The following is a 24407-nucleotide window of genomic DNA, read 5'->3' on the forward strand; positions in this document are numbered from 1 at the left end:
TGACTAGTTTAAAGCGTTTAAATAATTCAATACTAAAGGATGTACCTTTTCCCATTTAAAGTAGATCATCTCATGACCCGTATCTTTTACTTCGGATACGGTTGCGGTATTAAAGAAAGTAGCTTCTTTTTGCGCAAAACCAAAACCGTAAGATGGATTAAGTTCTCCGTATAAAAACAGCACTGGAGGCTGGTATTGTTTGAGATTTTTAGTGAAATCAAAACCATCATTTTCAGAAATATCTGAAAAACTTTCTAAAACAGTAGTTCCGATTCGCCAAAAGGGTGATGGGCCGGGAATGCCTTCTTTATTGCCTTTGGCGTATGAAAAACTGGTGGAAATACCGAATTTGTAATCGAGTATTTCGTGTTGGTTTTCTTTGCCGGATAAGAACTGATCGAGGTAAAATAAATTGTTTGTTGCTTCAGAAAACAAATCCATTTTTCGACTCATTTCGCCATAATCATCCAGTAGTTTTTTAGTAAGTCCGCCTGGTTCCGCCAGTATTACACCATCGATCCGATCGGGATAAGAATTTACATAAGCCGTGGCAAGCATCGCGCCCCACGAATGTCCGAATAAGAAAATTTTCTGATCAGGACTGGTTCGGTAATATTTAATAACGGCAGTAAGATCATCTAAAACCAACTGTATAGAATAGCTTTTTTTATCATGTCTTTTCGATAATCCGGAACCTCTTTGGTCATAGAATACTACATAATAACCATCGTCGGCAAGTTGTTTGGTGTTAAGACCATTTCTGTAGTCTGAGCCGGGTCCGCCGTGTAAAAAAATAAGAATCGGATCGTTGGGATTTCCAAAAGTCTCGGCGTGTAACTGTGTTCCATTAACAAAAATGGAGGGAAGAGTGGGGTTCTGATCAACGGTTTTTGGAACCAGATTTCCGGGGTCATTAATATAATTCTCCTGTTCGCAGCCTAAAAAAAGAAAAAGAGAAACGGCTAATGTGAGGGAATAAATTACGGTACTTTTCATGGCATAATTTTTTAAATTTCTGCAAAGATGTGCCGTATGACGCTGCGGGTCGCCCCAACTTGTAAGGTGGTTCTATTTTATTTTAAATAGGCTGAAGGAGAAAGTCCGGTTGCTTTTTTGAAATTGCGATTGAATGCCGTTTTAGAATTAAACCCGCATTCGAAAGCCAAAGACAGGAAAGTGTATTTTTGATTTTCGGGTAATTGAATCAGCTGTTTGAATTCTTCAACGCGCTGACTGTTGATATAATCGTAGAAATTTTTTTGCTCAACAGAATTGATGACTTGCGAAAGAATGTTGGGGTGTACATTTAGCGTTTGGGACAATTCGGTTAAAGTTAAATCAGGATTTTTATACTGTTTTTCCTCTCGCATAATGGTTGTTAGCTTCTGATGGATGGATTGAAGTTCAGTAACACTTAAACCTGATTTTTCGTATTTAATTTTTTCCAGTTGATTTTCCGTTGTCTCATTTTCAACAGTAACGTTTTCTGTAGGGTTGTTTACTGCTAAAGGCTGATTGGTGAAAATTCCAACTTGTTTGATTCCAAAATAACCAATGAAAAAAAGATAAAAGACAACGACGGAAAAAATGTACCGATCGTTAGAGAAAATGACAACGAGCCAAATAAAACTGGAACCTAAAATGAGATAACGCAGCCAGGCCAAATTGATTTTTTCAATAAAGGAGAATTGATTGGTGATGTTTTTTCGGTGTTTTGAAAGTTCCTTTAGGCAAAACAAGGCATAAGTAATTCCCGAAAGTAAGATTGAAGCGTATAAAATCGTGATCAAATCTTCATAACCTTTTCCTCCATTTCTAAAAATATCGATCTTTTTTTCAAACGGTAAATTGAAAAAAGGAGTCAGAACCAGAAACGCAATCAGAAACGGTATAAAATGTAAAAAAGCATATTTTCTTTTCTGATTTGGATTGGTCAAAGCCGTAGTATACAAATATAAAAAGGGACCCTGAACCAAAGGCATAGGAAGTTCAAGCCCTAATAAAAAAGGGAATTTGATGTAATGGTCATTAAAATGCAGATAAAATAAAGACAAATGAAAACCGGTAAAAAACAACCAAAGCGCCAGAATCTTGTCCGGATTGCTTTTGTTTTTTTTGCTAATCAGAATAAAAACCAAAAAAGCAGTAATTATGATGCCTGCCAAATACAACATATTCTAATAAATTTTAGTTAGATTCCATGTTGGAAATAGTAGGCAAGATAATTTATTTCTGTCAGATATCTGAGGTAGAAGTGCTTCTGAGAATTATTCTTTTTCAGATTCGGTTGAAGGCTTTTCCTGATTGTCTTTTTTGTGATTTTCTTTAAAAGTCTCGTACCATTTTTCAATTGATGGATAGACAAAGGCCGCTACTTTTTTAATCGGGTTATAAAAAATAGATTGGTCTAAAGTTTCTTTTTTTGCAAAAGTGTTGTTGAAGTTTACTTTTTCAAAAAGAGCGATAACGATACTTACGATAAGAATGGTTTTTAGAATTCTAAAAAAACCACCACCCAACTTATTGACTAATCCCAGTTGAGCAAAATCAGCAATTCCGGTTAAGAACTTGGCCAATAAATAGACACCTACCACTACTAAAATGAAAGTCAGAATAAAAGCGGTAACTTGAATATTAGTGGGATTCCAGCTTACATGTTTGGCAATCATATCTCTCATTAAAGAAGAGAATTTCATAGCTAAATAAATTCCCAACAATAAAGAAATGAAAGAAGCGATTTCTACAAAAAGTCCATTTTTAATGCCCTTGTATAAACTAAAAGCCAAAAGGGCTCCCAAAATAATATCTAAAAAACTCATATTCGTGTTTGTGATTAATGAAGGCGCAAATATAAAAGAATAATGCAGGTATTGTGAAGGTTTTTTTTAAAGTGAAAGGTTAGAGGTGAAGAGTAGAATTTGTATAATCAAAAATCAAAAATCAGCAATCAAAAATCAGCAATCAAAAATCTACAGTCTAAAATCTAAAATCTAAAATCTGCAATCTAAAATCTACAATCAAAAATCTACAATCAAAATTCTACAATCTAAAATCAAAATTCTACAATCTGAAGTCTACAATCTACCTATCTTTGCATTTCTAGTTTTAGAGTTCAGATGGTGGAGTTTAGATTTAAAAATCTTACGTTTAGCAAAAATCTGAAGTTTAAGATCTAAAATCATAAATATATATGTCTAGAGATACACAATTAAAAGAGCGTTGGGAGAAGCTCGTCGATATACTTTCAAATCAATTTTCGCAAGGCGAAGATTTGGATTTAGATTCCATTATTTATCTAATCGGAGTTCAGGAACTTGGAAAAGTACACCGTGAATTCAAGAAAGATGAAAAATTAAATTTAATGCATATTGCCATTTGCAGATTATTGGAGCCTTATGGTTTCTATGAATTTGAATTTTTTGACGATGAAGGCTGGCCTCATTACCGCGTGAAAGAAGAATTACCGTCACTAAAGGCGGGTGAACAATCGGTTTTAATGAAAGAAGCGATTGTAAATTACTTTTTAGAAAGAAAACTTATTGAATAGTTTTTAGCTGCAGTCACAGTTTTCCGCTAATTGTATTCTTAAAACTGTGATTGTTACTGTTAACTTTCAACTAAAATGACTAAATTTGTTCCCTCAATTATAGAATGGAAATGATAGATAAGATAAAAGAGTATATCGGCGAAGCAGAAGCCTTTTCGACAGAAAACGCTGCAGAGCTGGAAGCATTCCGTATTAAATTCTTAGGAAAAAAGGGAGTTTTAAACGACTTTTTTGCTGAATTTAAAAACGTGCCAAACGACCAAAAGAAAGAATTCGGACAAGTTATTAATGGATTAAAAACAGCTGCTGAAGATAAAGTAAAAGCAATTGTGGAATCATTAGAAAGCAAAGAAGAAGCTAAAGGTGTTTTTGGCGATTTAACGCGTGCGGCAGAACCGGTGATTATTGGTTCACGTCACCCGATTTCGATTGTTAAAAATCAGATTATTGATATTTTTGCGAATATAGGTTTTAACGTTTCTGAAGGCCCGGAAATCGAAGACGACTGGCATAACTTTACGGCTTTAAACCTGCCGGAATACCATCCGGCGCGTGATATGCAGGATACCTTTTTCATTCAGACTAATCCTGATGTGTTGTTGCGTACCCATACGTCATCTGTTCAGGTGCGTTATATGGAAAATCATAAACCGCCAATCCGTACGATTTCTCCGGGGCGTGTTTTCCGTAATGAAGCAATTTCATCACGTTCACACTGTATTTTTCACCAGGTGGAAGGATTGTATATTGACAAAAACGTTTCTTTTGCAGACCTGAAACAAACCTTATTGTATTTCACAAAAGAGATGTTCGGAAAGTCAAAAATTCGCTTGCGTCCGTCGTACTTCCCTTTTACAGAACCTAGTGCCGAGATCGATATCTATTGGGGTTTAAAAACCGAAACAGATTATCGTATCACCAAAGGAACCGGTTGGTTGGAAATTGGAGGATGTGGAATGGTGGATCCTAATGTTCTTAAAAACTGTGACATCAATCCTGATGAATACAACGGTTTTGCATTCGGAATGGGAGTAGAGCGTATTGCCATGTTGTTGTATCAAATTGGCGATATTCGTATGTTCTATGAGAATGATGTTCGTTTCTTGGAGCAATTTAAATCAAACATATAATTAAAAATTGTAGGTTTTAGATGCAGGTTAATTTTTGTAATTCTAAAACTTTTAATTAAAAATACAATAAACCTTTGTCAGAGTTTTGCGCTTTGACAAAGGTTTTAAAGCTTTTAATAAAAATGAAAAAAGATATAACAATCCCGGAAGTAGAAAACGTATTTCTTGCTGCCGTTCAGGAATGGAGCGATGATTTTATGGAAAAAGTCTGGTACGCTTATTTGGTAAACGACAGTGACTTTAATCTGGATAGTGTTATGGTAGTTTCCAAAGCATTTGGAACTATCGAAGGTGAAATGAAAAAGACCTCCGTTTTACGCCACGCTTTTGTTGAGGTTCCCGCTGTTTCTGTAGTGAAAATCGAAATGATTGAAAAAAGCCTTTTGGTTTTAAACAACGAATTCATGGTGACTTTCTTTATCGGAAATACATTATACGATAAGAAATTCATTTTCAAATCCAATCTGATCAATGAAAACGATACGGAAGAAGTGCCGATTTTATTTGTTGAAGGGGTTATGGTGAAGTAGGGTTTTTAGTCTTCGGTCTCAGTCTTCGGTCTCAGTCTTCAGTCTTCAGTCCCAGTCCCAATTTTCAGGGAAGAATATAAAAAAAAGAGTCAGAAATAATGCTTATTTCTGACTCTTTTTTTTATGCGACTGCGACTGAAACTTAATCCAAAGATTCCGTTAGTTTCTTAAAAACCGACTTAGCATCTTTTCCTTCGTATAATACGGCGTAAACAGCGTCTATAATAGGTGTTTTGGCACCGTAACCCTGATTTAGTTTATAAGCACTTTTGGTGGCGTAATAACCTTCAGCTACCATGCTCATTTCCATCATAGCGCTTTTTACCGTGTATCCTTTTCCGATCATATTTCCGAACATTCTGTTTCTCGAGAAAACAGAGTATCCTGTAACTAATAAATCTCCTAAATAGGCAGAGTCATTGATGTTACGTTTCATTTTGTGTACTTTTCGAATGAATTTTTTCATTTCGCGGATTCCGTTACTCATCATAACCGATTGAAAGTTATCACCGTAACCAAGACCGTGTGCTATTCCGGCAGCAATAGCGTAAATGTTTTTAAGCATTGCAGCATATTCCGTTCCGATAATGTCGTCTGAGATTTTGGCTTTGATATAGTTTCCGGAAAGATATGTAGCCACGTTTTTAGCTTTGTCCGGGTCTCCACAGGCAATAGTTAAGTACGAAAGTCTTTCTAATGCTACTTCTTCAGCATGACAAGGACCGGTAATAACACCGATATTGTAATAAGGAATGTCGTATTGAATGTGGAAATGTTCTCCAACAATTAAACTGGTTTCCGGAACAATACCTTTAATAGCAGAAAAAATGATTTTATCAGCCAGAGAAACGGTAAGATTTTTAAGTTCCGCATCCAAGAAAGCAGATGGAATTGCAAAAATTATATAATCTGCATAAGCAACCGCTTCATTTATATTATTGGTTAATTTAAGTTTTTGGGTGTCAAATTCAACCGAACTTAAATAATTTGGATTGTGTTTGTATTTTTGAATGTGCTCTATAGCAGCATCATTACGCATGTACCACGAAATTTCAGAAAGATTCACGCAAAGCATCTTCACAATTGCTGTAGCCCAACTTCCTCCTCCAATTACGGCAAACTTTAAATTTTCGCTCATTATTTTAATAATTTAAAGCAAAAGTACTTAATAAAGTAGTAATAATACAAAATCTGATTTAAGAAATTTAAAGTGACACTTGTAAGCACAATGGTTTTCAGGTAGTTTGGAATAATTCTAAAAATATTTTAACAGTCAGACAATAAAATTGTAATCCGTACGTTGTAAGTATTTATAAATTAGAATTTTAATGAGTTTAGCACAAATTGAGTTAGTTAGTTTTGTTTTAGTATTTTGAAAAGGCGTTCCTAAATTACTTAAGAACGCCTTTTTTTGTTTGTAGTATTTAGTGTCAGTTCTCAGACTCAGTCTCAAACTGCGATCCAATTTTGCTGATTACTGCGACTGAAAACGGCAAACTAATAACTCATCTCCACAATAGATTTAACCTTCTCCAGCGTGATCAATTGTTTTTCACCTAAACCTTTCCAGCCTCTTTCATCAAAACGGTTTACTATGAAATCAGCGGTTTTATCATAATCGTTGGTGTATTGTGACAGTTTGGTATCCATTCCCATGGTATGAAAGAACGCTACCGTATGATTAATCGCTTCTTTAGCGACTTCGTCATCAGTACCGCTTAAGTTAAAAATACGTCTTCCGTATTGTGCCAGTTTTTCTTTTTTGGTGTCAAACATTACATGGTATAAACTTGGACCTATAATCGCTAAAGTTCTGGCATGATCAATACCATACAAAGCGGTTAATTCGTGACCAATCATATGCGTAGCCCAATCAGAAGGAACTCCCTTTTGAATCAAGCCGTTTAAAGCCATGGTACAGCTCCACATGAAGTTGGAAGCCAAAGCATAATCGGTTGGATTTTCTACCACTTTTGGACCAACTTCAATTAAAGTCTGCAAAATTCCCTCTGCAATTCGGTCTTGTAGATAACCTTCGTGTGGATAGGTCAGGTATTGTTCCATAACATGAGTGTAAGCATCTACCACACCGTTTTGCAATTGTCTTTTTGGTAAAGAAGCAATAACAGTCGGATCACAAATAGAAAATTTTGGAAATAAAGCACTTCCGCCAAAAGCCAGTTTCTCCTGTGTGGATTGAATCGTTACTACAGCTCCTGAATTCATTTCGCTTCCCGTTGCCGGTAAGGTTAAAACGGTTCCAAATGGTACCGCGTTTTCTTTTATTAAAAGGCGTTTTTGCAAAATATCAATCGGATTTCCGTCGAAGTTCACTGCAGCCGAAATAAATTTTACCCCGTCAATCACAGAACCGCCACCAACGGCAAGTATGAAATCTATTTTCTCCGCTTTAATAACGTCTACCGCTTTCATTAAAGTTTCAAAATGTGGATTGGGTTCTATTCCGCCAAATTCTACGATTTGAAAACCTTTTAAATTCTGGAGTACCTGTTCGTGAATTCCGTTTTTAAAGATACTTCCCCCTCCGTAAGCCAAAAGAATTTTAGCGTCTTTTGGAACTAAGGTCGAAAGTTTTTCTATTTGTCCTTTTCCGAAGATCAAATTCGTCGGATTGTATAATTCAAAGTTTAACATAGTGTTTTTTTTTAAAGGTACTGAGGTTCTGAGTGGCTGAGTTGCTAAGTTTTTTTGATGTAAATCTTAACTAATCAGATTATTAGTGTCTTTTTTTGCTTTTCAGTACTGTGTTGTTTTAATAATTTTCGGATCGTTAATTTAGAGAGGCGAGAGTCTAAGTTTTTAAAAAGACTAAATCTTAGAGACTTAGCCACTCAGAACCTTAGTACCTCTTCTTACTTCTCAGGGTTTAGTTATTTTGGTATTAAGTGTCTAAGTTTTAAAAAAGGCTAAATCTTAGAGACTTAGCCACTCAGAACCTTAGCACCTCCTCTTACTTCTTAACGTTTAATTGTTCTAATAATTTTCCGGCTACCAATTTAGACGAAGCAGGATTTTGACCTGTAATCAAAAGACCGTCTTCTACTGCATACGGTTGCCAGTTTCCTGCTTTCGAAAATTTTGCTCCGTTTTGTGTTAAAGCATCTTCCAATAGAAAAGGAACTACTTTCGACAGACCAACTGCAGCTTCTTCTTCATTGGTAAAGCCCGTTACTTTTTTATCTTTTACCAGATATTGCCCTTTTACTTTTACGTTTTTCAAAACGGCCGGAGCATGACAAACAAATGCGACTGGTTTTTTATGCGTATAAAAAGACTCGATTAAAGCAATAGAACTTTTGTCCTCCACCAAATCCCACAGTGGACCATGACCTCCCGGATAAAATACAGCATCGTAATCTGCCTGATTTATTGTGGAAAGCTTATGTGTCTTTTTTAATTTTTCTTGTAAAACCTTGTCAGCGTCAAATCTCTTAGTGTCTTCTGTTGCCGAAGCCGGATCTGCACTTTTCGGATCAATTGGGGGTTGGCCTCCAAGAGGAGAAGCAATTGTAATTTCAATGCCCTTGTCCAGTAATTCATAATAAGGTGCGGCAAACTCTTCTGACCAGAATCCGGTTTTTTCTCCGGTGTTTCCTAGTTTATCGTTGCTGGTCACAACAAACAGCACTTTTTTTGTTCCTTTTTTATTTGATTTTTGAGCTGTAACAGAAAGACTGCCAGCCGTGATTGCTATAATCGCGAGTAAAACTATTTTTTTCATAATGTCTGATTTTTAAACAAATTTAGTGCTTTAGTGATATCAGTAAAAATAAAATAAACTATGTTTGTTATAAATATATTTATATCATGGTCAATCTCGAATGGTACAGAACTTTTAAATCGGTCTATAAAAACGGTAGTTTTTCCGTTGCGGCAAGAGAGTTGTTTATGAGTCAGCCCGCCGTAAGTCAGCAGATGTCAATGTTGGAAGCGCATGTGGGTAATAAATTATTCAACAGAAAATCAAAAGGAGTAGAGCCGACCGAATACGCTAAGTTACTTAATAATTTAATTATTGATGCGCTCGATCGTTTAGAAAATGTGGAAAGCGGTTTTAGAGCTAAAGCACAGGATTCTAAAAGATTAGTGTCCGTAGGTATTTCGAAAAATTTGTACAGCAGTTTAGGGAGCATTTTGATTTCTAAGTTTGATTTTATTGATTTTACTTTTGCCGATAATGATTCTCTTTTTGCTCTTGTAGATGCTAAAAAGCTTGATTTTGCGATTGTGACCAAACGTTATGATACGTTTGATACGGTTCAGGAAATTGTAGGTCAGATAAAATTGGTCATGGTGACTTCTATAAATGAAGAAATCCAGGAGTTTAATCAAAAAGTGCAATCTCAAAATTTCACAGAAATAGAGCATTGGCTAAATGAACAGAAATGGTACAGTCACGAAGCAAGGATTCCGCATATAAAAATATTCTGGTTGCATGCTTTCAATAAAAAAAGGCCGTCAATGGTTCCCAATTATATTATTCCGTCAGAGTATCAAATGTTGGAAACACTTTCAAGAAACTCCGGTGTTGCTATTACGTGGAGTTGTAATGCCAAACAATTTATTCAGGATCAGAAGTTACAGTTGTTGTGGGAAAGTGATCGATTGCCTGAAGTGGATGTATTTCTGTTAACTGCTAAAAATAATAATTTAAATTCGCTCTTTGAGATTGTCTCTGCAGAATTGAAGGCAGTTTTGCGATAATGATGTTTAAATTTCTCATTTATACAACTGTCAGGCTGAGCGAAGTCGAAGTGTCACCCTGAGCGAAGTCGAAGGCTGTTTAAGTTATAAAGGGCTTCGACTTCGCTCAGCCTGACAAAGGGGCAAGTGTGGGTCTGGGCTTTGCGGGAAACTACTTTTTTTTAATCTCTCGTCGATTACCTAAAATAATTTGTATCTATATTTGTGTAAATTATACGCATTATGTCAGCAAATCAAAATATCCGGGTTGCAGTAGACGCAATTGTTTTTGGCTATCAAAACAATCAATTGTATGTGCTTTTAATCGAGCAAAAGTTTGGATCCAGTGAGTCGTATTGGGCTTTTCCGGGAGGATTAGTGCAAAATGAAGAATCTCTGCAAGCTGCGGTTAAAAGAGAATTGAAAGAAGAGACCAATGTTGCTGTAAATTATTTAGAGCAGTTATTTACATTTGGAGATGACGTTCTTCGGGATCCCAGAAACCGGGTGATTTCTGTTGCTTATTTTGCTTTGGTGGATCCTTCCAAGTTAATAATCAAAGCCGATTCCGATGCCGAAAAAGTACAATGGTGTAAGGTAGAGGAAGTTCCTGCATTGGCTTTTGACCACAATCTGATTCTGAAAAAAGCAATAGAAAGAGTAAAAGCAAAACTCACCTACGAACCAATTGGATTTGATTTACTACCCAATGAGTTTCTGTTTTCAGAACTCGAAAATCTGTATTGTACGATTTTAGAGAAGGAAATTGACCGTAGAAATTTTAGAAAAAAAATCCTGAGCTACGGAATTATAGAAGAAACCGCTAATTTTTCGCCAGTTAAAACAGGAAGACCTGCAAAATTATTTAGGTTTAATGCTCATAAATACAATGCTTTAGTGAAAGAAGGGTTTCACTTTGAAATTAAGTTTGCGTAATTTTTACACAAAATAATTGTTCAATAAAATATTAAATGTATATTTGCGTATAATTAACGCAAACTAAGAAATTATGATACTTAACCTAGACCCAAATTTCAGACCGTTTATTGGTCAAAAAGAAATAGAATTTAAAAGTTTTACCTTTTCAGGAGGAGAACCACACATCAAGATTAATCCTGATTTTGATGTTAAAGAAGAAATCACCATCACACATCGTTTAAATTCATTCAATGATTTAGGATTATTGTGTCTTACCGTAGACGCTTTAAGACGAATGGATGTGAAAATCATAAACCTCTTCATTCCGTATTTTCCTGCTGCGAGACAAGACAGAGTGATGATCAAAGGCGAGCCACTGTCTGTAAAAGTGTATGCTGATATTATTAATGCAATGCAATTAGAGAAAGTTTTTGTGTTCGACGCGCATTCTGAAGTTACTCCGGCATTGGTGAACAACTGTGAAGTGATTCCGAATCATACCTTTATTCAAACCGTTATTAAAAGTATTGGTAATGACGTAAAACTCATTTCTCCGGACGGAGGAGCTTTAAAGAAAATCTATAAAGTTTCTGAATTTTTGGGTGGCGTTGACGTAGTAGAATGCAGCAAAAGCCGTGATGTGAAAACAGGAAGATTGTCTGGTTTTAAAGTGTATGAAGACGATTTACAAGGAAAAGATTGTTTAATTGTAGATGATATTTGTGACGGTGGCGGAACATTTGTGGGCCTTGCCGAAGAATTAAAAAACAAAAACGCCGGAAAGTTATACTTAGCAGTCAGCCACGGGATTTTTAATAAAGGTTTTGAAGTTTTAGATTGCTTCGAAAAAATATTCACAACCAATTCTTTCAAAGATTTTGAGGATAAAAGAGTTGAGGTTGTAGATTTAAAAGAATTGATATGAAATATACTATAGATCAATTGATAACAGAAAAAACAGAGAATAAATACCTCTTTTTCTGGGGACATCAGCCGAATAAAGATGGAAGTATTTCTAAAACCTGCTTCAGTCAATGGTGGCTAAGTTCTTTTGAAGTTAATAAAATAATTTATAAAACAGCGGAGCATTGGATGATGGCCAAAAAAGCAGAATTGTTTAATGATACTGCCATTTTAGAAAAAATAATTCGTGCTAATTCTCCGGCTGAAGCAAAGAAATTAGGTAGAGAAGTTAAAAATTATGTGGATACCGTTTGGTTAGAAAACAGATATGAAATTGTTCGACTGGGGAATTTTTATAAGTTCAGTCAGAATAAAGAGTTGAAAGAATTTTTAAGCAACACCAAAGACAGAATTTTGGTAGAAGCAAGTCCCGTTGATCCCATTTGGGGAATCGGAATGGCAGCAGATCATAAGGAAGTTAATAATCCTGAGAAGTGGAAAGGTTTAAATCTTTTAGGTTTTGCTTTGATGGAAGTTAGAGATGAATTGAAAATTTCATAGAAATCATGGATGAAAAAATTATAAAAGGAACAAGCAAGTTTCTAAGTTTTGTTCTCCGACATTCACCGGAAACGATTGATTTAGAATTAGATGAAAATGGCTGGGTAAATGTTGATGAATTGATTCCTCAGTCTAATAAACATAAAGTGCCACTGGATTTTGATTTGCTTCAGGTTGTGGTAGCAACCAATGATAAAAAACGGTTTATTTTCAATGAAGACAAAACAAAAATAAGAGCCAGCCAAGGACATTCTATAAACGTTGAGTTGAATTTGAATGAGGTTGTACCAGAGGGCTTTTTATTTCACGGAACTATAGTAGCCAGTATCGATAGCATTAAAGAAACTGGTTTACAGAAAATGAGTCGTCAGCACGTACATCTCAGCAAAGACAAAGAGACGGCAATTAAAGTTGGAGGAAGAAGAGGAAAGCCTGTCATTTTAACTGTAGATGCCGAAAGAATGCAATTAGAGGGATTCAAATTTTATCTTTCGGAAAACGGTGTTTGGTTAGCGGATGAAGTTCCTGCAAGATATATTGAGTTTTAAGAGATCTAGTTAAAGGGTTAGACTCAAACGAAAAAAATTAAAGTTATAAATTAAAATAATAAACCATGAACCCATTATTACTAACTGATGGTTACAAAGTAGACCACAGAAGACAATATCCCGATGGAACAACAGTCGTGTATTCTAACTGGACGCCAAGAAAATCAAGAATTGAAGGTATTGAAGAAGTTGTGTTTTTCGGATTGCAATATTTCATTAAAAAATATATTATTCAGGACTTCGAATTGCATTTTTTCAAACAACCCAAAGAAGAAGTCGTTAGAAAATATGCCAGAAGAATCAATAATTACTTAGGCGAAAATTTAGTTGGAACTAAACATATCGAAGATTTACACGATTTAGGATATATTCCGATGGTCTTTAAAGCGTTGCCGGAAGGAGCAAGTGTGCCAATTCGTGTACCAATGTTCACGATGTACAACACGCTTCCGGAGTTTTTCTGGTTGACCAATTATTTTGAAACCTTGCTTTCAGCTGTAGTTTGGTTACCATGTAATTCGGCAACAATTGCTAAAGAGTACCGAAAAGTTTTAGACAAATATGCTCAGGAAACTTCATCAGTTCCCGAATTTGTAGATTGGCAGGCACATGATTTCTCTATGCGTGGAATGGGAGGTGTTGAAGCTTCTTTAACATCTTCTGCAGGACATTTGTTGAGTTTTACGGGTTCTGATACGATTCCCGCTATTGATTTTATGGAAGAGTACTACAATGCTGATTCAGATAAGGAGTTAATTGCCGGTTCGGTTGCTGCGACAGAACATTCGGTAATGTGCATGGGAACTACAGAGGGGGAGTATGAAACTTTCAAAAGACTAATTTCTGAAGTCTATCCAAAAGGGATTGTTTCAATCGTTTCTGATACTTGGGATTTATGGAAAGTACTAACAGATTATTTACCTCGATTAAAAGAGGAAATAGTTTCGAGAGAAGGCAAAGTGGTGATTCGTCCAGACAGTGGTGATCCGGTAGATATTATCTGTGGAAATCCAAATGGAAAAACAGTACAAGAAAAGAAAGGAGTTATAGAATTGCTTTGGGAGGTGTTCGGCGGCAGTACAAACGATAAAGGCTTTAAAGAATTGGTACCGCAAATTGGTGCAATCTACGGAGACAGTATTACCGTAGCCAGAGCAACTCAAATCTGTGAGCGATTAAAAGTAAAAGGATTTGCGTCTACCAATATTGTTCTCGGAATCGGTTCTTTTACGTACCAATACAATACAAGAGATACTTTTGGTTTTGCAATGAAGGCGACTTACGGAGAAGTAAACGGAGAAGGAAGAGCCATCTTCAAAGATCCAATTACGGATGACGGAACCAAAAAATCGGCCAAAGGATTAATGAAAATTGATTTAGTAGACGGTGTGTATCAGCTAACCGATAATGTTTCCTGGGAAGAAGAACGAAAAGGAGAGCTAAAAGAAGTTTTTAGAGATGGAAAACTGTTAATAGATCAATCACTTGCCGAAATCAGGAATAATGTCAAAAAAGAGCTTGAAATAGTATAAAAAGAGAAGCCTAAATGTGAAATGCATTTAGGCTTTTTTATTTTGTATAGCTTTACTTCTTGTAAAAATTATTATGATCAATATATTCCCAAACTTTAGGAGGTAAAAGCGGTTGAATGTTTTTGCCTTCTTTAATGTTGTTGCGAATAAAAGTGGACGAAATTTCCACAATCGGCGCATCTATAATATGGATTTTCGGATGTGATTTTAGTTCTATATTTTCCTCTTCAGCAGATATGCGCGGATAAACATAAATGTCATAATTGGCCAGTAGTACTTCATAGTTTTTCCATTTATGAAGTGTTTTTAAGTTGTCCTCACCCATAATCAAAGAAAATTCATGGTTGGGATACTTTTCATGTAAATGCACCAAGGTATTAACCGTATAACTAGGCTGAGGGAGTTTAAACTCAATATCAGAAGGTTTTATTTTCGGAAAATCTTCGGTAGCCAGATAAACCATTTCTAAACGCTGCTGATCGTCCAGTAATGTCGATTTCTTTTTTAACGGATTGTGAGGAGTCACCACCATCCAAATCTGATCTAAATCAGCAAACTCCGCCATGTGATTGGCAATGATCAGATGACCAACATGAATAGGGTTATAAGTTCCGAAATAAAGGCCTATTTTCATAAATAGTTTGTTTCACAGAGATTCGCAAAATTTTCACAAAGATTCACAAAGCAATTTATAAATTTTTTGTGAAGCTCTTTTTTGCTTTGTGAATCTTTGTGTAATAATTATTTGTTTACAAAATCTTTAACCAATTGATGCGCTTCTTCTAAAGCTACTGGTAAATCATAGTTTTTGATAATCACATCAAATTGTGGAGCAGTAGCCAGTTCTACAGATGCTTTAGCGATTCGCATGTTGATTTTGTCATCGCTTTCGGTAGAACGTTGTTTTAAGCGGCGTTTTAATTCGTCAACGCTTGGAGGTTTTACAAAAACAGCCAGTGTTTGCTCCGGGAATTTATGTTTGATACGCAATCCGCCTGCAACATCGATGTCGAAAATAACATTTTTACCCAAAGCCCAAATACGTTCGATTTCAGATTTCAAAGTACCGTAAAAATTATCACGGTATACTTCTTCCCATTCCAGGAAATCTTCGGCTTTAATGTGTTTTTTGAATTCTTCTAACGAAATAAAATAATAATCTTTTCCGTTAATTTCTTCTCCACGCGGGTCGCGTGAAGCTGCTGAGATGGAGAATTCTAAATTTAAATCTTCCTTCCCAAGTAAATGTCTAACTATAGTTGTTTTTCCTGATCCTGAAGGTGCCGAGAAAACAATTAACTTTCCTTTATTCATTATATATGCTTTAGGCTTTAGGCAGTACGCTTTAAGCTTTTTATTGATGTCATTATTTGCCTATGGCTTAAAGCTTAAGGCATAAAGCACAGGGCTTTTACAAAACATTCAAAACCTGTTCTTTAATCTTCTCCAGTTCGTCTTTCATCATCACGACCAGTTTTTGCATTTGAGCGTGATTGGACTTAGATCCCATAGTATTGATTTCACGGCCCATTTCCTGTGTAATAAAGCCTAATTTTCTACCATTGGCTTCTGTGCCTTTTATCGTCTCTAAAAAGTAGTCTAAATGATTCGTTAAACGTACTTTCTCTTCCGTGATGTCTAATTTCTCTAAATAATAGATTAATTCTTGTTCAAAACGGTTTTCATCTACATTTACTTTCAATTCGGAAATAGCGGTTTGTAAACGGTCTTTTATTGCCTGAACACGTTCCGGATCAAGAGCCAATGCATCATTCATGTATTGACGAATGTTTCCGATTCTAAGATTGAATTCTTTTTCAAGAGATTCACCCTCGTCTCTTCTGAAATTTAAGATGTTCTGAAGTGCATCTTCAATGATCACCTGAATCTGCTCCCAATCATTTTCGTCAATTTCCTCACGCTCCGTTTTTAAAGTGTCCGGCATACGAATAGCCATTTTCATTAATTCCGTTTCATCAGCATCAGGGTAAACTTCTTGTAGTTGGGCGATATAGTTTCTAACAACAGGAACATTTACTTTAGTCGAAGTTTGTTCCGCAGTACTTTCGATGTAAATTGCGAAATCAATTTTTCCTCTTTCAAGTTTAGTAGAAATAAAAGTTCGTAAGCCTAACTCCATTTCGCGGTAAAGCGAGGGCATTCTTACGTTTAAATCTAAACCTTTACTGTTTAAGGATTTTACTTCGACGGTAATTTTTTTTGTAGGCAATTGCAAAGAAGCTTTGCCAAACCCTGTCATAGATTGTATCATATAATTGAGTGTAAAGGCGCAAAGATAATTAAAAGTTTGCAGTCTTGAGTTGCAAATCGTTAATCTGTTGCCTACAACAGATTTTACAATTTTTTACCACGAATTTCACGAATGTGAACGATTCAATGTTAGAAAAGATCGAATTTCACAAATTCCGGGCGGGTTTTATTTGTGAAATTCGTGGGTAAGTTTTGTGAAGGTTGTTTTTGACGTGCTTTTATTCCAAAGCTTTCATCACCTGCAAGATATTTTGCTGCGTGTTGCCGACATAAATTTTACCATCTATAATAAAAACCGGGCGGCTTATGAAAGTATAATGCTCGAGGATGTATTTTTTAAAATCGGCTTCGGTCAATGCTTTGTTTTTCAAATCCATCGATTTGTACAGCTGTGCTTTTTTACTGAACAAAGCTTCGTAACTCCCCGAAAGCTGATACATTTCTTCTAGTTCGGCTTCGGTTATCGGATTTTGCTTGATGTCGTGAAAAACCAAATTGTTGTCTTTAGGTAAGTTTTTGATGATTTTTCTGCAAGTATCGCAAGAAGCCAGGTAATATATTTTGTTCATGATTTCTAATTTTAATTGAGTACAAAGAAAATTCATTTGAAATATAAAAATGCCTAATTTTATAAAAAAATTACAATTATGAATTCAGTTTTTGAAGTGCACAGAACGATAAGAAACGTTCTTTTAAAGGTTTTGGACGGTCATTCGTTAGAACAGTTGAATAAAATTCCGGACGGTTTTAGTAATAATTTGATTTGGAATATGGCGCATTGTGTCGCAACACAGCAGGTTTTATTGTATAAATTGTCAGGTTTACCAATGAAGGTTTCGGATGAATTTATTGCCAAATACAGAAAAGACACTAAACCCGAAGGTGATGTTTCACAAGCTGAAGTTGATGAGGTGCGAAAATTGCTTCAGGAAACTTTTGATCAGGCTATTTTAGATTTTGAGAATCAGCTTTTCAAAGGATATCAGGAATATACAACAAGTATCGGATTTACGCTTCATAATATAGAGGATGCGTTTAGTTTCAATAACTTTCATGAAGGAATTCACACGGGTGTGATAATGAGCATCAGGAAGTTGGTTTAAGGAATAAGTTTGCAGTTGGTAAACAGGTTTTCTTTGTGAAACATAAAGCTTTTTATAAACCATTTAAGTGATGTAGGTTCATGTTAAGCTAAACTTATTTTTTCTTATATAACTTATATGGTTTAAACCTTGTTATTTAGTGCTTCTGCAGTATTCGTAAAAGAAAATAGCCGTCTCTGTTGTGAGACGGCTATTTTTTATTCTATTATAGTTTCGATTGTGACTTTCATGGCACCGGCACCTTTGCTTTTGGTAATTTCCATAAAGGCTCTTTTCGATAAATCGAGTTCTCTGGTTCTAACAAATGGACCGCGATCCGTAACCTTTACAATTACAAATTTTCCGTTGGCTTCATTTGTAACTTTTATTCTTGTTCCGAAGGGAAGTTTTTTATGCGCTGCAGTATAGGCACTGTTACTGAATCGGCTTCCATTGGCTGTCTTTTTTCCGTTAAAACGGTCGGCATAGTAGGAGGCATGTGCATTTTTCTTGTACGGCTTTAATTTTAAACCTTTGTCAGTAAAAACAGAATCTGTTGGGATTGCAATTATATTCGGTTTAACATTTTTTACAGTATCCTGAATGATTTTAGGTTCTGTAGTGGGTTTCGTTTGACTTATGACATAAGTAAAACAACTTAAAAAAAGTAATGTAAGTGAAGGGATTAAAATGTTTTTTTTAATTCTCATAGTTTATTTTTTTCAGACTTGGGGAGTTTGTACAAATAATATGCCGAGATAAAAAAAGTCCTATTTTTTAGGACTTAATTTTTTTTATTGAAACCAAAGGTTCCATGGTATTCTGCTAAAGATTAGTAATAATCCTAATCCGTAAAAAATAGCAAATGTTTTAAATTTTGATGTGCTATTGATAAGTTTTTTATGTTTTGACCAACCAATAGTTATTAAAGCAATAGCAATAATGTTGATTAGCGGGTGTTCTAATGAAGTTAATCTAAGTTCGGCATTAGACATTTGTCCAAAAGCAGCTTTTCCTAAAGGAGATACAAAATAAAGAATTAGACCGATTAAAAGTTGTGTGTGCGCTCCGATTAAAGCAAATAAAGCAATTTTGCGGTCTTTTGCTGTAAACTCTTTTTTTGAAGTAAGGCCAATAATAGCATTTACAACGGCAATCAATAAAACCAACAATGCCAGATAAGCCCAGCCAGAGTGGAGTTTTTGTATAAAATGGTACATAAAATGTTTTTTTGTTGAAAACAAATATAACAAAAAAGGACTATAAAAAAACGGCATTAAACTAAAAGTCAATGCCGTTTTTGGTATTTATTTAGATTCTAAATATTAGAAATCATAACGTAATGTGAAGTTCCAAGTTCTTCCGAAACCAAAGAATACTTGGTTACCGTCAGCAATTCCTTTGTAAAGTCTGTTGTTAGAAGCATAAGTTCCTGCAGCAGCGTTTGAAGTTACATTGTCGCTTGCGAAAATGTTTGTTCTTGACTCAGCAATATAGATCTTATCAAACAAGTTGTTTACGTTTAATCTGAAGTTAACAGATTTGTCTTTGTTTTTTCCAGTTAACATCTTGTAAGAGAAACCAGCATCTACTAAACCGTAAGAAGGTAATTCTAATGCTCCTTTGTTTGTTGGAGAAGAGAAGTTAGTTGGGCTAATTCCTGCGTATAATTTATCATTAAAATTATAGTTAGCATCAATAGTTACTCGTGTTAAAACTTCATAAGAAGCTCCCAAAGAAGCTGTCATTTGAGCAGCATCACCAACTTTTACTTTGTCCATATAAACTGGTACGTCAGTAAATCCTGTAACTGGTGAGTTGTCTGCCTGGAAGTAAGCATTAACAGTTGCATTTCCTTTGTATTCCCAGATTCCATAAGAGAACATTGCGTTAACTTTTAGTTTTTCTGTAATATTAGAATTTGCTTCTATTTCAATTCCAGAGTGTACCTCGTTAAGACCTAGGTATTCTGTGTAAGTAGTGTTGTCGCTTGGTAATGCATTACCTTTTAAGTATCTGTCGTTCCAAGTAGTGTTGTAAACGTTTACTGTAGCGTTAAAAAGTCTTGAACGGAAACCGTATCCAGCCTCAAATCCAGTAATTTTCTCATTAGTAAGATTTGGGTTTACAATAGATCTGTTGTTAGGGTATACCGAGTTAAAGAAAGGTTGTCTTGAGTAATAACCTGCATTAACATAAACATTGTTTTTTTCGTTAATGTTGTAGTTGGCACCTCCTTTTACGTTACCTCCAAAGATGTTTTTGTAGCTTGTAGAAGCTAATTTATCAGTTGGAAGATATACGAAGTCATCTTCTCTCTTAAATCCTTGTTGAGAAGCAGCTCCCTGAACAAATACAGTTAAATTATCTTTAGAGTACTCTAGTTGTGTAAAAAGACCTAACCATTTTACTTTTCCAGTACTGTTAAATGAAATTTTGTCATAAGATTTTTTGTCAAAAACATTCCATTGAACCTCTGTTGGGTAAGTACTTGTAAGGTGTCTTCCTGCTGGTTTTAAACTAGCAATGTTGTTGTCATAAAATTCACCTCCACCTAATAAATCATTTACTACTGTAAAGTGGTATCCTGTATAAGTTCTTGCGTCAAGACCGAAATCAAGAGTTAAGGACTCCGTTAATTTTTTGTTCAAGTTGATTACAGCACCAAACCAGTCATGTGAGTTGATAGATGATGTTTGCGAAATACCTGATGTAGTATTGTAAACATAATTTGCCGCTGATGTCCCTGTTCTACCTGTTGAAGAACTGTTTTGGTAAACACCACCAATTTGTGTTCTTGTTTGGTTTGCTCCGTTAAAGTTAACAGTTCCCTGACCAGAGTTCCATGCTTGTATTTTATCGTAGTCAACCATTCCATTAGGTAATAAAAATGCTGGACTGTTGTAGATTAATCCTCCAACACCACCAGTAGCACCAGCACCAGCACCACGACCCATAGAAGCGTAAAGAACTGTAGATAATTTTGTAGTTTCGTTGATTTTGTAATCCCAGTTAAAAGAAGCTACCGGCTTATGGTAGTAATTTTTTCTGATGTTATATTCTTCACCATTTAAATATCCTGCATCAGCATTGTATCTGATGTTCGGATCGCTTAATGAACCATATTTTTGGTACGTTGCAATGGTAGAAACTGTAGATCTTTGACTATGCGATTGAGGAGCACCAGTTAAAGTAAACTGAAAGTCATGTTTGTTATTTTTAGTAGCGTATCCTAAAGCAATAAAATAGTTTGTTCCTTCAAATTGAGTACCGTTGATGTATCCATCTCCCATTGTTTGAGATAATAATACAGAAGCAGAAAGTCCGTTTGCTAATTTTCCTGTATTGTATGAACCTTGAACTTTGAAGTTTCTTCCATTTCCAAAACCAGAAGAGAATGATCCACCTTCTTTTTTGTCTGAAGATCTAGTTACGATGTTGATCGTACCTCCAACAGAAGGAGTTGCAAGTTTAGAAGAACCTAAACCTCTTTGTACCTGCATAGCAGAAGTAACATCTGATAAACCAGCCCAGTTACTCCAGAATACAGAACCGTTTTCCATATCGTTAACCGGCATACCGTTAATCATAACCGCAATGTTTTTCTGGTCAAAACCACGAATATTGATTCTTGAATCTCCGAAACCACCACCTGATTTAGTTACATAAACAGAAGGAGTGTTTCTTAGGATTTCCGGAAACTCCTGAGTTCCAAGTTTTTCCTGAATTTCAGCAGCCTTAATTGTCGATACAGCAACAGGAGTTTTTCTGTCTTTTGCGATATCAACTACCGTACTTTTTACAACAATTTCGCTTAATTCGTTTGAATTACTTTCCAAAACGATTGCGCCTAAATTAGTTGTTGCGCCGTTTAAAACTGAAAATTTTAAGGTTTTTGAATCGTATCCTAAATAGGTAATAACCAATTCTCCCGTACTAGTTTTAACGTCGATTGTAAATTTACCATCGAAGTCTGTTGAAGTCCCATTAGTAGAACCTTTAACAGCAACATTCGCTCCAGGTAAAGTTGCACCCGCGTCGTCGGTAATAGTACCGGAAACTTTTCCTTGAGAAAATACGGTTGAAACTATCATGAACAAAAGTCCAGTAAGTAACCAATTTTTCATTGTCTTCATTTGTTATTAGTTTATTGTTTATTGTTTTTGGCAAAATTATAACAATTAAATCGGATAATGTTATCAAAATGTTAAGAAAAGCAAGTTTTGTATAATATGTTGCGTATTAAAATGATTTTTTCTTTTTGTGTTAAACAAAATGACTTTTTTTTGAATTTTAGGGGCTGTTTTTTGTTAAAATGATAATGTTTTTTACAGTGTTGTAGTCTAAAACGTTCAAAGTGGTGTTCAGATGGTCTGTTTACAGGGTGTTTTATGCGAAAAAACGCCTTAATTTGTGTTAAATTAAAGCGTTTCAGTGTGTTATAAAGGAGTGTGAATTTACTTATTTCTTAAAAAATGATTCAATAAGAATGTAGTTGAACTGTCGTGCGTTTTTACAGTTTTAGTATTTATTTCATCTAATATAGAATTGGCGAGCTGTTTTCCTAATTCCACTCCCCATTGATCGAAGCTGAAAATATTCCAAATGATTCCCTGTACAAAAATTTTATGTTCATATAAAGCAATTAAAGAACCTAATGATTTTGGTGTTAGTTTTTGAATCAGGATGGTATTCGTTGGTTTGTTTCCTGTGAAAACTTTGAACGGTTGTAAGTAAGCTGCTTTTTCCGGAGAAAGTCCTTGTTTGTCAAATTCTGCCTGAACCTGATCGGCGGTTTTTCCGTGTAACAAAGCTTCTGTTTGTGCAAAAAAGTTAGACATCAATTTATCGTGATGGTCTTCATTTCCGTATAAAGGTTTTACAAATCCAATAAAATCTGTTGGAATTATTTTTGTCCCCTGGTGGATTAATTGGAAAAAAGCATGCTGCGAATTCGTTCCCGGCTCTCCCCAGATGATAGTTCCGGTTTGGTAGTTTACCGGTTTTCCGTCGCGCCCGACACTTTTTCCGTTACTTTCCATGGTAGCCTGTTGCAAGTACGGAGCTAATTTTTGTAAGTACTGAGTATAAGGAATCAAAGCTTCGCTCTCCGCTCCAAAGAAATTATTGTACCAAACGCTTAGTAAGGCTAGGGTTACCGGAATGTTTTTCTCGAATTCGGCGGTTTTAAAATGCTCATCCATTTCATAAGCACCCTCTAATAAATCATTATAATTATCAAAACCAATGGCCAATGCAATGCTCAAACCAACAGCGCTCCACAAAGAAAATCTTCCTCCAACCCAGTCCCACATTGGGAAAACATTGTTGGGATTGATTCCGAATTCGGTTACTTTTTGGATGTTTGTCGATACTGCCACAAAATGTTTGGCGATATCTTCTTGTTTTGCCGATTTTAAAAACCATTCTTTTATAGTTTCAGAATTGGTTAAAGTTTCTTGTGTAGTAAACGTTTTAGAAACAATCAGGAAAAGAGTGGTCTCGGGATTTAACTTTTTGATTATCTCGTTTACATGATCTCCATCGACATTAGAAACAAAATGTAAGTTCAGATGGTTCTTGTAAAATTGTAAAGCTTCCACCGCCATAACCGGACCAAGATCAGAACCTCCAATACCAATATTCACGATATCAGTAAAAGCTTTTCCTGTGAAACCTTTTCTTTGACCGGATATAACTTCCTCAGTAAAGTTTTTTATTTTGTTTTTTACTTCATAAACTTCCGGAATTACATTTTCTCCGTCCACTTTTATTACGGCAGCTTCCGGAGCGCGCAATGCAGTGTGTAAAACGGCTCTGTTTTCTGTCAGGTTAATGATCTCTCCATTAAAATAATCCGCAATGGCATTTTTTAATCCAATAGAATTGGCCAGTTCCAGTAAAAGTGAGATCGTTTCGGAACTAACGTTGTTTTTAGAATAGTCTACTAAAAAGTCGTTCCATTGTAAGTTGAATTTTTCAACACGAGCAGTATCTTGTTGAAATAATTCCTGTATCGTAGTTTTATGAGTAGCGTTATAGTGGTTTTGCAGATTTTTCCACGCTTCAGTCCCGGTTGGGTTTGTTGTGTTTAAAGCCATTTTTTTGTTTAATTAAGGATAGGATTATCAAAAACAAAAATACTGAAATTAGTTTTTAATAGCTTAAAGCTTTGCAATTATATAACAATTAGTTACGAAAACGTTTTCCTGATTTTTAGTTTTTAATCTTGAAAAAGCGATATCGATAAAGTGTTAAACAAATAAAGGTTAAACTCGTAATGCATTTAAGCAATGTTTTTGTTTAAATTATTTTAGATGTAATTTTTGAATAGCCTCCAGCTTCAGTTGGAGGGATATGATTAGTTCAAGATTTAATGGCTTTAGCTGAATTATACCCGGGTTCTTTCGGTTAAAGCCAATGATACACTTCTCAATCATTTACTTCCGGCTGAAGCTCAATGTGATTAAGTTAAGATGTTTTTTCACGCAGATCATGCAGATTCTGCGGATTTTTTATTTTGATCTGCTAAAATCTGCGTGAGGCTTTTTTTTGGACAATTCTTAACTTAACCTCATTCAGCTGAAACAGGAGGAAAATCAATCCTTTTGTACTTCCGTCAAATAGGGTCAATTAATTCTAAAAAGGATAATTAATAGCAACTTGAATTAATATAAAAAA

24 protein-coding genes are annotated in these 24407 nt (G+C 35.3%); 10 read left to right on the top strand and 14 right to left on the bottom strand.

The window, feature by feature from the left end:
• Positions 1 to 3: 3 nt before the first annotated feature.
• From ACHRV5_RS08040 to ACHRV5_RS08050, 3 genes are all read right to left on the bottom strand, one after another.
• Positions 4 to 996 carry an alpha/beta hydrolase gene (locus ACHRV5_RS08040; protein WP_395426394.1) on the bottom strand — a complete coding sequence of 331 codons (993 nt, stop codon included), beginning with the start codon at positions 994 to 996 and terminating at the stop codon, positions 4 to 6.
• 77 nt (positions 997 to 1073) lie between these two features.
• Positions 1074 to 2174: a helix-turn-helix domain-containing protein gene (locus ACHRV5_RS08045; protein ID WP_395426395.1), complete on the bottom strand. Its 1101-nt coding sequence runs from the start codon at positions 2172 to 2174 to the stop codon at positions 1074 to 1076.
• Positions 2175 to 2267: 93 nt separating this feature from the next.
• Positions 2268 to 2819, bottom strand: a complete 552-nt coding sequence (locus tag ACHRV5_RS08050; RefSeq protein ID WP_395426396.1) for a CvpA family protein — start codon at positions 2817 to 2819, stop codon at positions 2268 to 2270.
• 371 nt (positions 2820 to 3190) lie between these two features.
• Here ACHRV5_RS08050 and ACHRV5_RS08055 point away from each other — a divergent pair, with 371 nt between their 5' ends.
• The 3 genes from ACHRV5_RS08055 (at position 3191) to ACHRV5_RS08065 (ending at position 5207) form a co-directional block, all read left to right on the top strand.
• Positions 3191 to 3547, top strand: coding sequence for a hypothetical protein (locus ACHRV5_RS08055; RefSeq protein WP_047776641.1), 357 nt, complete (start codon positions 3191 to 3193; stop codon positions 3545 to 3547).
• 110 nt (positions 3548 to 3657) lie between these two features.
• The gene (pheS, locus tag ACHRV5_RS08060) at positions 3658 to 4677 is read left to right on the top strand and encodes a phenylalanine--tRNA ligase subunit alpha (protein ID WP_047776842.1); all 1020 of its coding nucleotides are present in this window, start codon (positions 3658 to 3660) and stop codon (positions 4675 to 4677) included.
• A 122-nt stretch (positions 4678 to 4799) separates the two neighbouring features.
• The gene (locus ACHRV5_RS08065; RefSeq protein ID WP_047776642.1) at positions 4800 to 5207 is read left to right on the top strand and encodes a hypothetical protein; all 408 of its coding nucleotides are present in this window, start codon (positions 4800 to 4802) and stop codon (positions 5205 to 5207) included.
• 142 nt (positions 5208 to 5349) lie between these two features.
• Here ACHRV5_RS08065 and ACHRV5_RS08070 read toward each other — a convergent pair whose 3' ends face one another.
• The 3 genes from ACHRV5_RS08070 to ACHRV5_RS08080 form a co-directional block, all read right to left on the bottom strand.
• Positions 5350 to 6345: an NAD(P)H-dependent glycerol-3-phosphate dehydrogenase gene (locus ACHRV5_RS08070; RefSeq protein WP_047776644.1), complete on the bottom strand. Its 996-nt coding sequence runs from the start codon at positions 6343 to 6345 to the stop codon at positions 5350 to 5352.
• A gap of 359 nt (positions 6346 to 6704) precedes the next feature.
• Positions 6705 to 7862: an iron-containing alcohol dehydrogenase gene (locus tag ACHRV5_RS08075; RefSeq protein WP_230003799.1), complete on the bottom strand. Its 1158-nt coding sequence runs from the start codon at positions 7860 to 7862 to the stop codon at positions 6705 to 6707.
• 316 nt (positions 7863 to 8178) lie between these two features.
• Complete coding sequence (locus ACHRV5_RS08080) at positions 8179 to 8949, bottom strand: type 1 glutamine amidotransferase domain-containing protein (protein ID WP_082210626.1); 771 nt, start codon at positions 8947 to 8949, stop codon at positions 8179 to 8181.
• Between the two features lie 86 nt (positions 8950 to 9035).
• Here ACHRV5_RS08080 and ACHRV5_RS08085 point away from each other — a divergent pair, with 86 nt between their 5' ends.
• The 6 genes from ACHRV5_RS08085 to ACHRV5_RS08110 all read left to right on the top strand — a co-directional run bounded on the left by ACHRV5_RS08085 (position 9036) and on the right by ACHRV5_RS08110 (position 14373).
• Complete coding sequence (locus ACHRV5_RS08085; protein ID WP_230003797.1) at positions 9036 to 9932, top strand: LysR family transcriptional regulator; 897 nt, start codon at positions 9036 to 9038, stop codon at positions 9930 to 9932.
• Positions 9933 to 10154: 222 nt separating this feature from the next.
• Positions 10155 to 10847, top strand: coding sequence for an NUDIX hydrolase (locus ACHRV5_RS08090; RefSeq protein ID WP_395426397.1), 693 nt, complete (start codon positions 10155 to 10157; stop codon positions 10845 to 10847).
• A gap of 73 nt (positions 10848 to 10920) precedes the next feature.
• The gene (gene prs, locus ACHRV5_RS08095) at positions 10921 to 11754 is read left to right on the top strand and encodes a ribose-phosphate diphosphokinase (protein ID WP_395426398.1); all 834 of its coding nucleotides are present in this window, start codon (positions 10921 to 10923) and stop codon (positions 11752 to 11754) included.
• Positions 11751 to 12293, top strand: a complete 543-nt coding sequence (locus ACHRV5_RS08100; protein WP_395426399.1) for an NADAR family protein — start codon at positions 11751 to 11753, stop codon at positions 12291 to 12293. The genes prs and ACHRV5_RS08100 overlap by 4 nt, the downstream gene beginning before the upstream one ends.
• Before the next feature lie 5 nt (positions 12294 to 12298).
• Entirely contained in the window at positions 12299 to 12841 is a 543-nt protein-coding gene (locus ACHRV5_RS08105) for an RNA 2'-phosphotransferase (protein WP_395426400.1), read from the top strand.
• 65 nt (positions 12842 to 12906) lie between these two features.
• The gene (locus tag ACHRV5_RS08110; protein ID WP_395426401.1) at positions 12907 to 14373 is read left to right on the top strand and encodes a nicotinate phosphoribosyltransferase; all 1467 of its coding nucleotides are present in this window, start codon (positions 12907 to 12909) and stop codon (positions 14371 to 14373) included.
• 52 nt (positions 14374 to 14425) lie between these two features.
• Here the strand turns inward: ACHRV5_RS08110 and nadD are convergent, their stop codons facing one another.
• The 4 genes from nadD to ACHRV5_RS08130 form a co-directional block, all read right to left on the bottom strand.
• Complete coding sequence (gene nadD, locus ACHRV5_RS08115; RefSeq protein ID WP_047776667.1) at positions 14426 to 15007, bottom strand: nicotinate (nicotinamide) nucleotide adenylyltransferase; 582 nt, start codon at positions 15005 to 15007, stop codon at positions 14426 to 14428.
• A gap of 107 nt (positions 15008 to 15114) precedes the next feature.
• Positions 15115 to 15687: a guanylate kinase gene (gmk, locus tag ACHRV5_RS08120; RefSeq protein WP_047776669.1), complete on the bottom strand. Its 573-nt coding sequence runs from the start codon at positions 15685 to 15687 to the stop codon at positions 15115 to 15117.
• A 97-nt stretch (positions 15688 to 15784) separates the two neighbouring features.
• Positions 15785 to 16645: a YicC/YloC family endoribonuclease gene (locus tag ACHRV5_RS08125; protein WP_047776670.1), complete on the bottom strand. Its 861-nt coding sequence runs from the start codon at positions 16643 to 16645 to the stop codon at positions 15785 to 15787.
• A 217-nt stretch (positions 16646 to 16862) separates the two neighbouring features.
• The gene (locus ACHRV5_RS08130) at positions 16863 to 17213 is read right to left on the bottom strand and encodes an arsenate reductase family protein (protein ID WP_047776671.1); all 351 of its coding nucleotides are present in this window, start codon (positions 17211 to 17213) and stop codon (positions 16863 to 16865) included.
• Positions 17214 to 17291: 78 nt separating this feature from the next.
• On the opposite strand from ACHRV5_RS08130, the gene ACHRV5_RS08135 reads away from it, so the two are divergent.
• The gene (locus ACHRV5_RS08135) at positions 17292 to 17747 is read left to right on the top strand and encodes a DinB family protein (RefSeq protein WP_047776673.1); all 456 of its coding nucleotides are present in this window, start codon (positions 17292 to 17294) and stop codon (positions 17745 to 17747) included.
• Between the two features lie 197 nt (positions 17748 to 17944).
• Here the strand turns inward: ACHRV5_RS08135 and ACHRV5_RS08140 are convergent, their stop codons facing one another.
• The 4 genes from ACHRV5_RS08140 to pgi all read right to left on the bottom strand — a co-directional run bounded on the left by ACHRV5_RS08140 (position 17945) and on the right by pgi (position 23827).
• Positions 17945 to 18436 (bottom strand): septal ring lytic transglycosylase RlpA family protein, encoded by a 492-nt coding sequence (locus tag ACHRV5_RS08140; protein WP_047776674.1) that lies wholly within the window; start codon positions 18434 to 18436, stop codon positions 17945 to 17947.
• An 84-nt stretch (positions 18437 to 18520) separates the two neighbouring features.
• On the bottom strand, positions 18521 to 18946 hold the full coding sequence (locus ACHRV5_RS08145; RefSeq protein WP_047776847.1) for a hypothetical protein: 426 nt from the start codon (positions 18944 to 18946) through the stop codon (positions 18521 to 18523).
• A 105-nt stretch (positions 18947 to 19051) separates the two neighbouring features.
• Entirely contained in the window at positions 19052 to 21862 is a 2811-nt protein-coding gene (locus ACHRV5_RS08150; RefSeq protein ID WP_230003777.1) for a TonB-dependent receptor, read from the bottom strand.
• 321 nt (positions 21863 to 22183) lie between these two features.
• Positions 22184 to 23827: a glucose-6-phosphate isomerase gene (gene pgi / locus ACHRV5_RS08155; RefSeq protein ID WP_395426402.1), complete on the bottom strand. Its 1644-nt coding sequence runs from the start codon at positions 23825 to 23827 to the stop codon at positions 22184 to 22186.
• Between the last annotated feature and the right edge of the window lie 580 nt (positions 23828 to 24407).

The organism is Flavobacterium sp. FlaQc-52, assembly GCF_044007495.1.
GTDB lineage: Bacteria > Bacteroidota > Bacteroidia > Flavobacteriales > Flavobacteriaceae > Flavobacterium > Flavobacterium cupriresistens.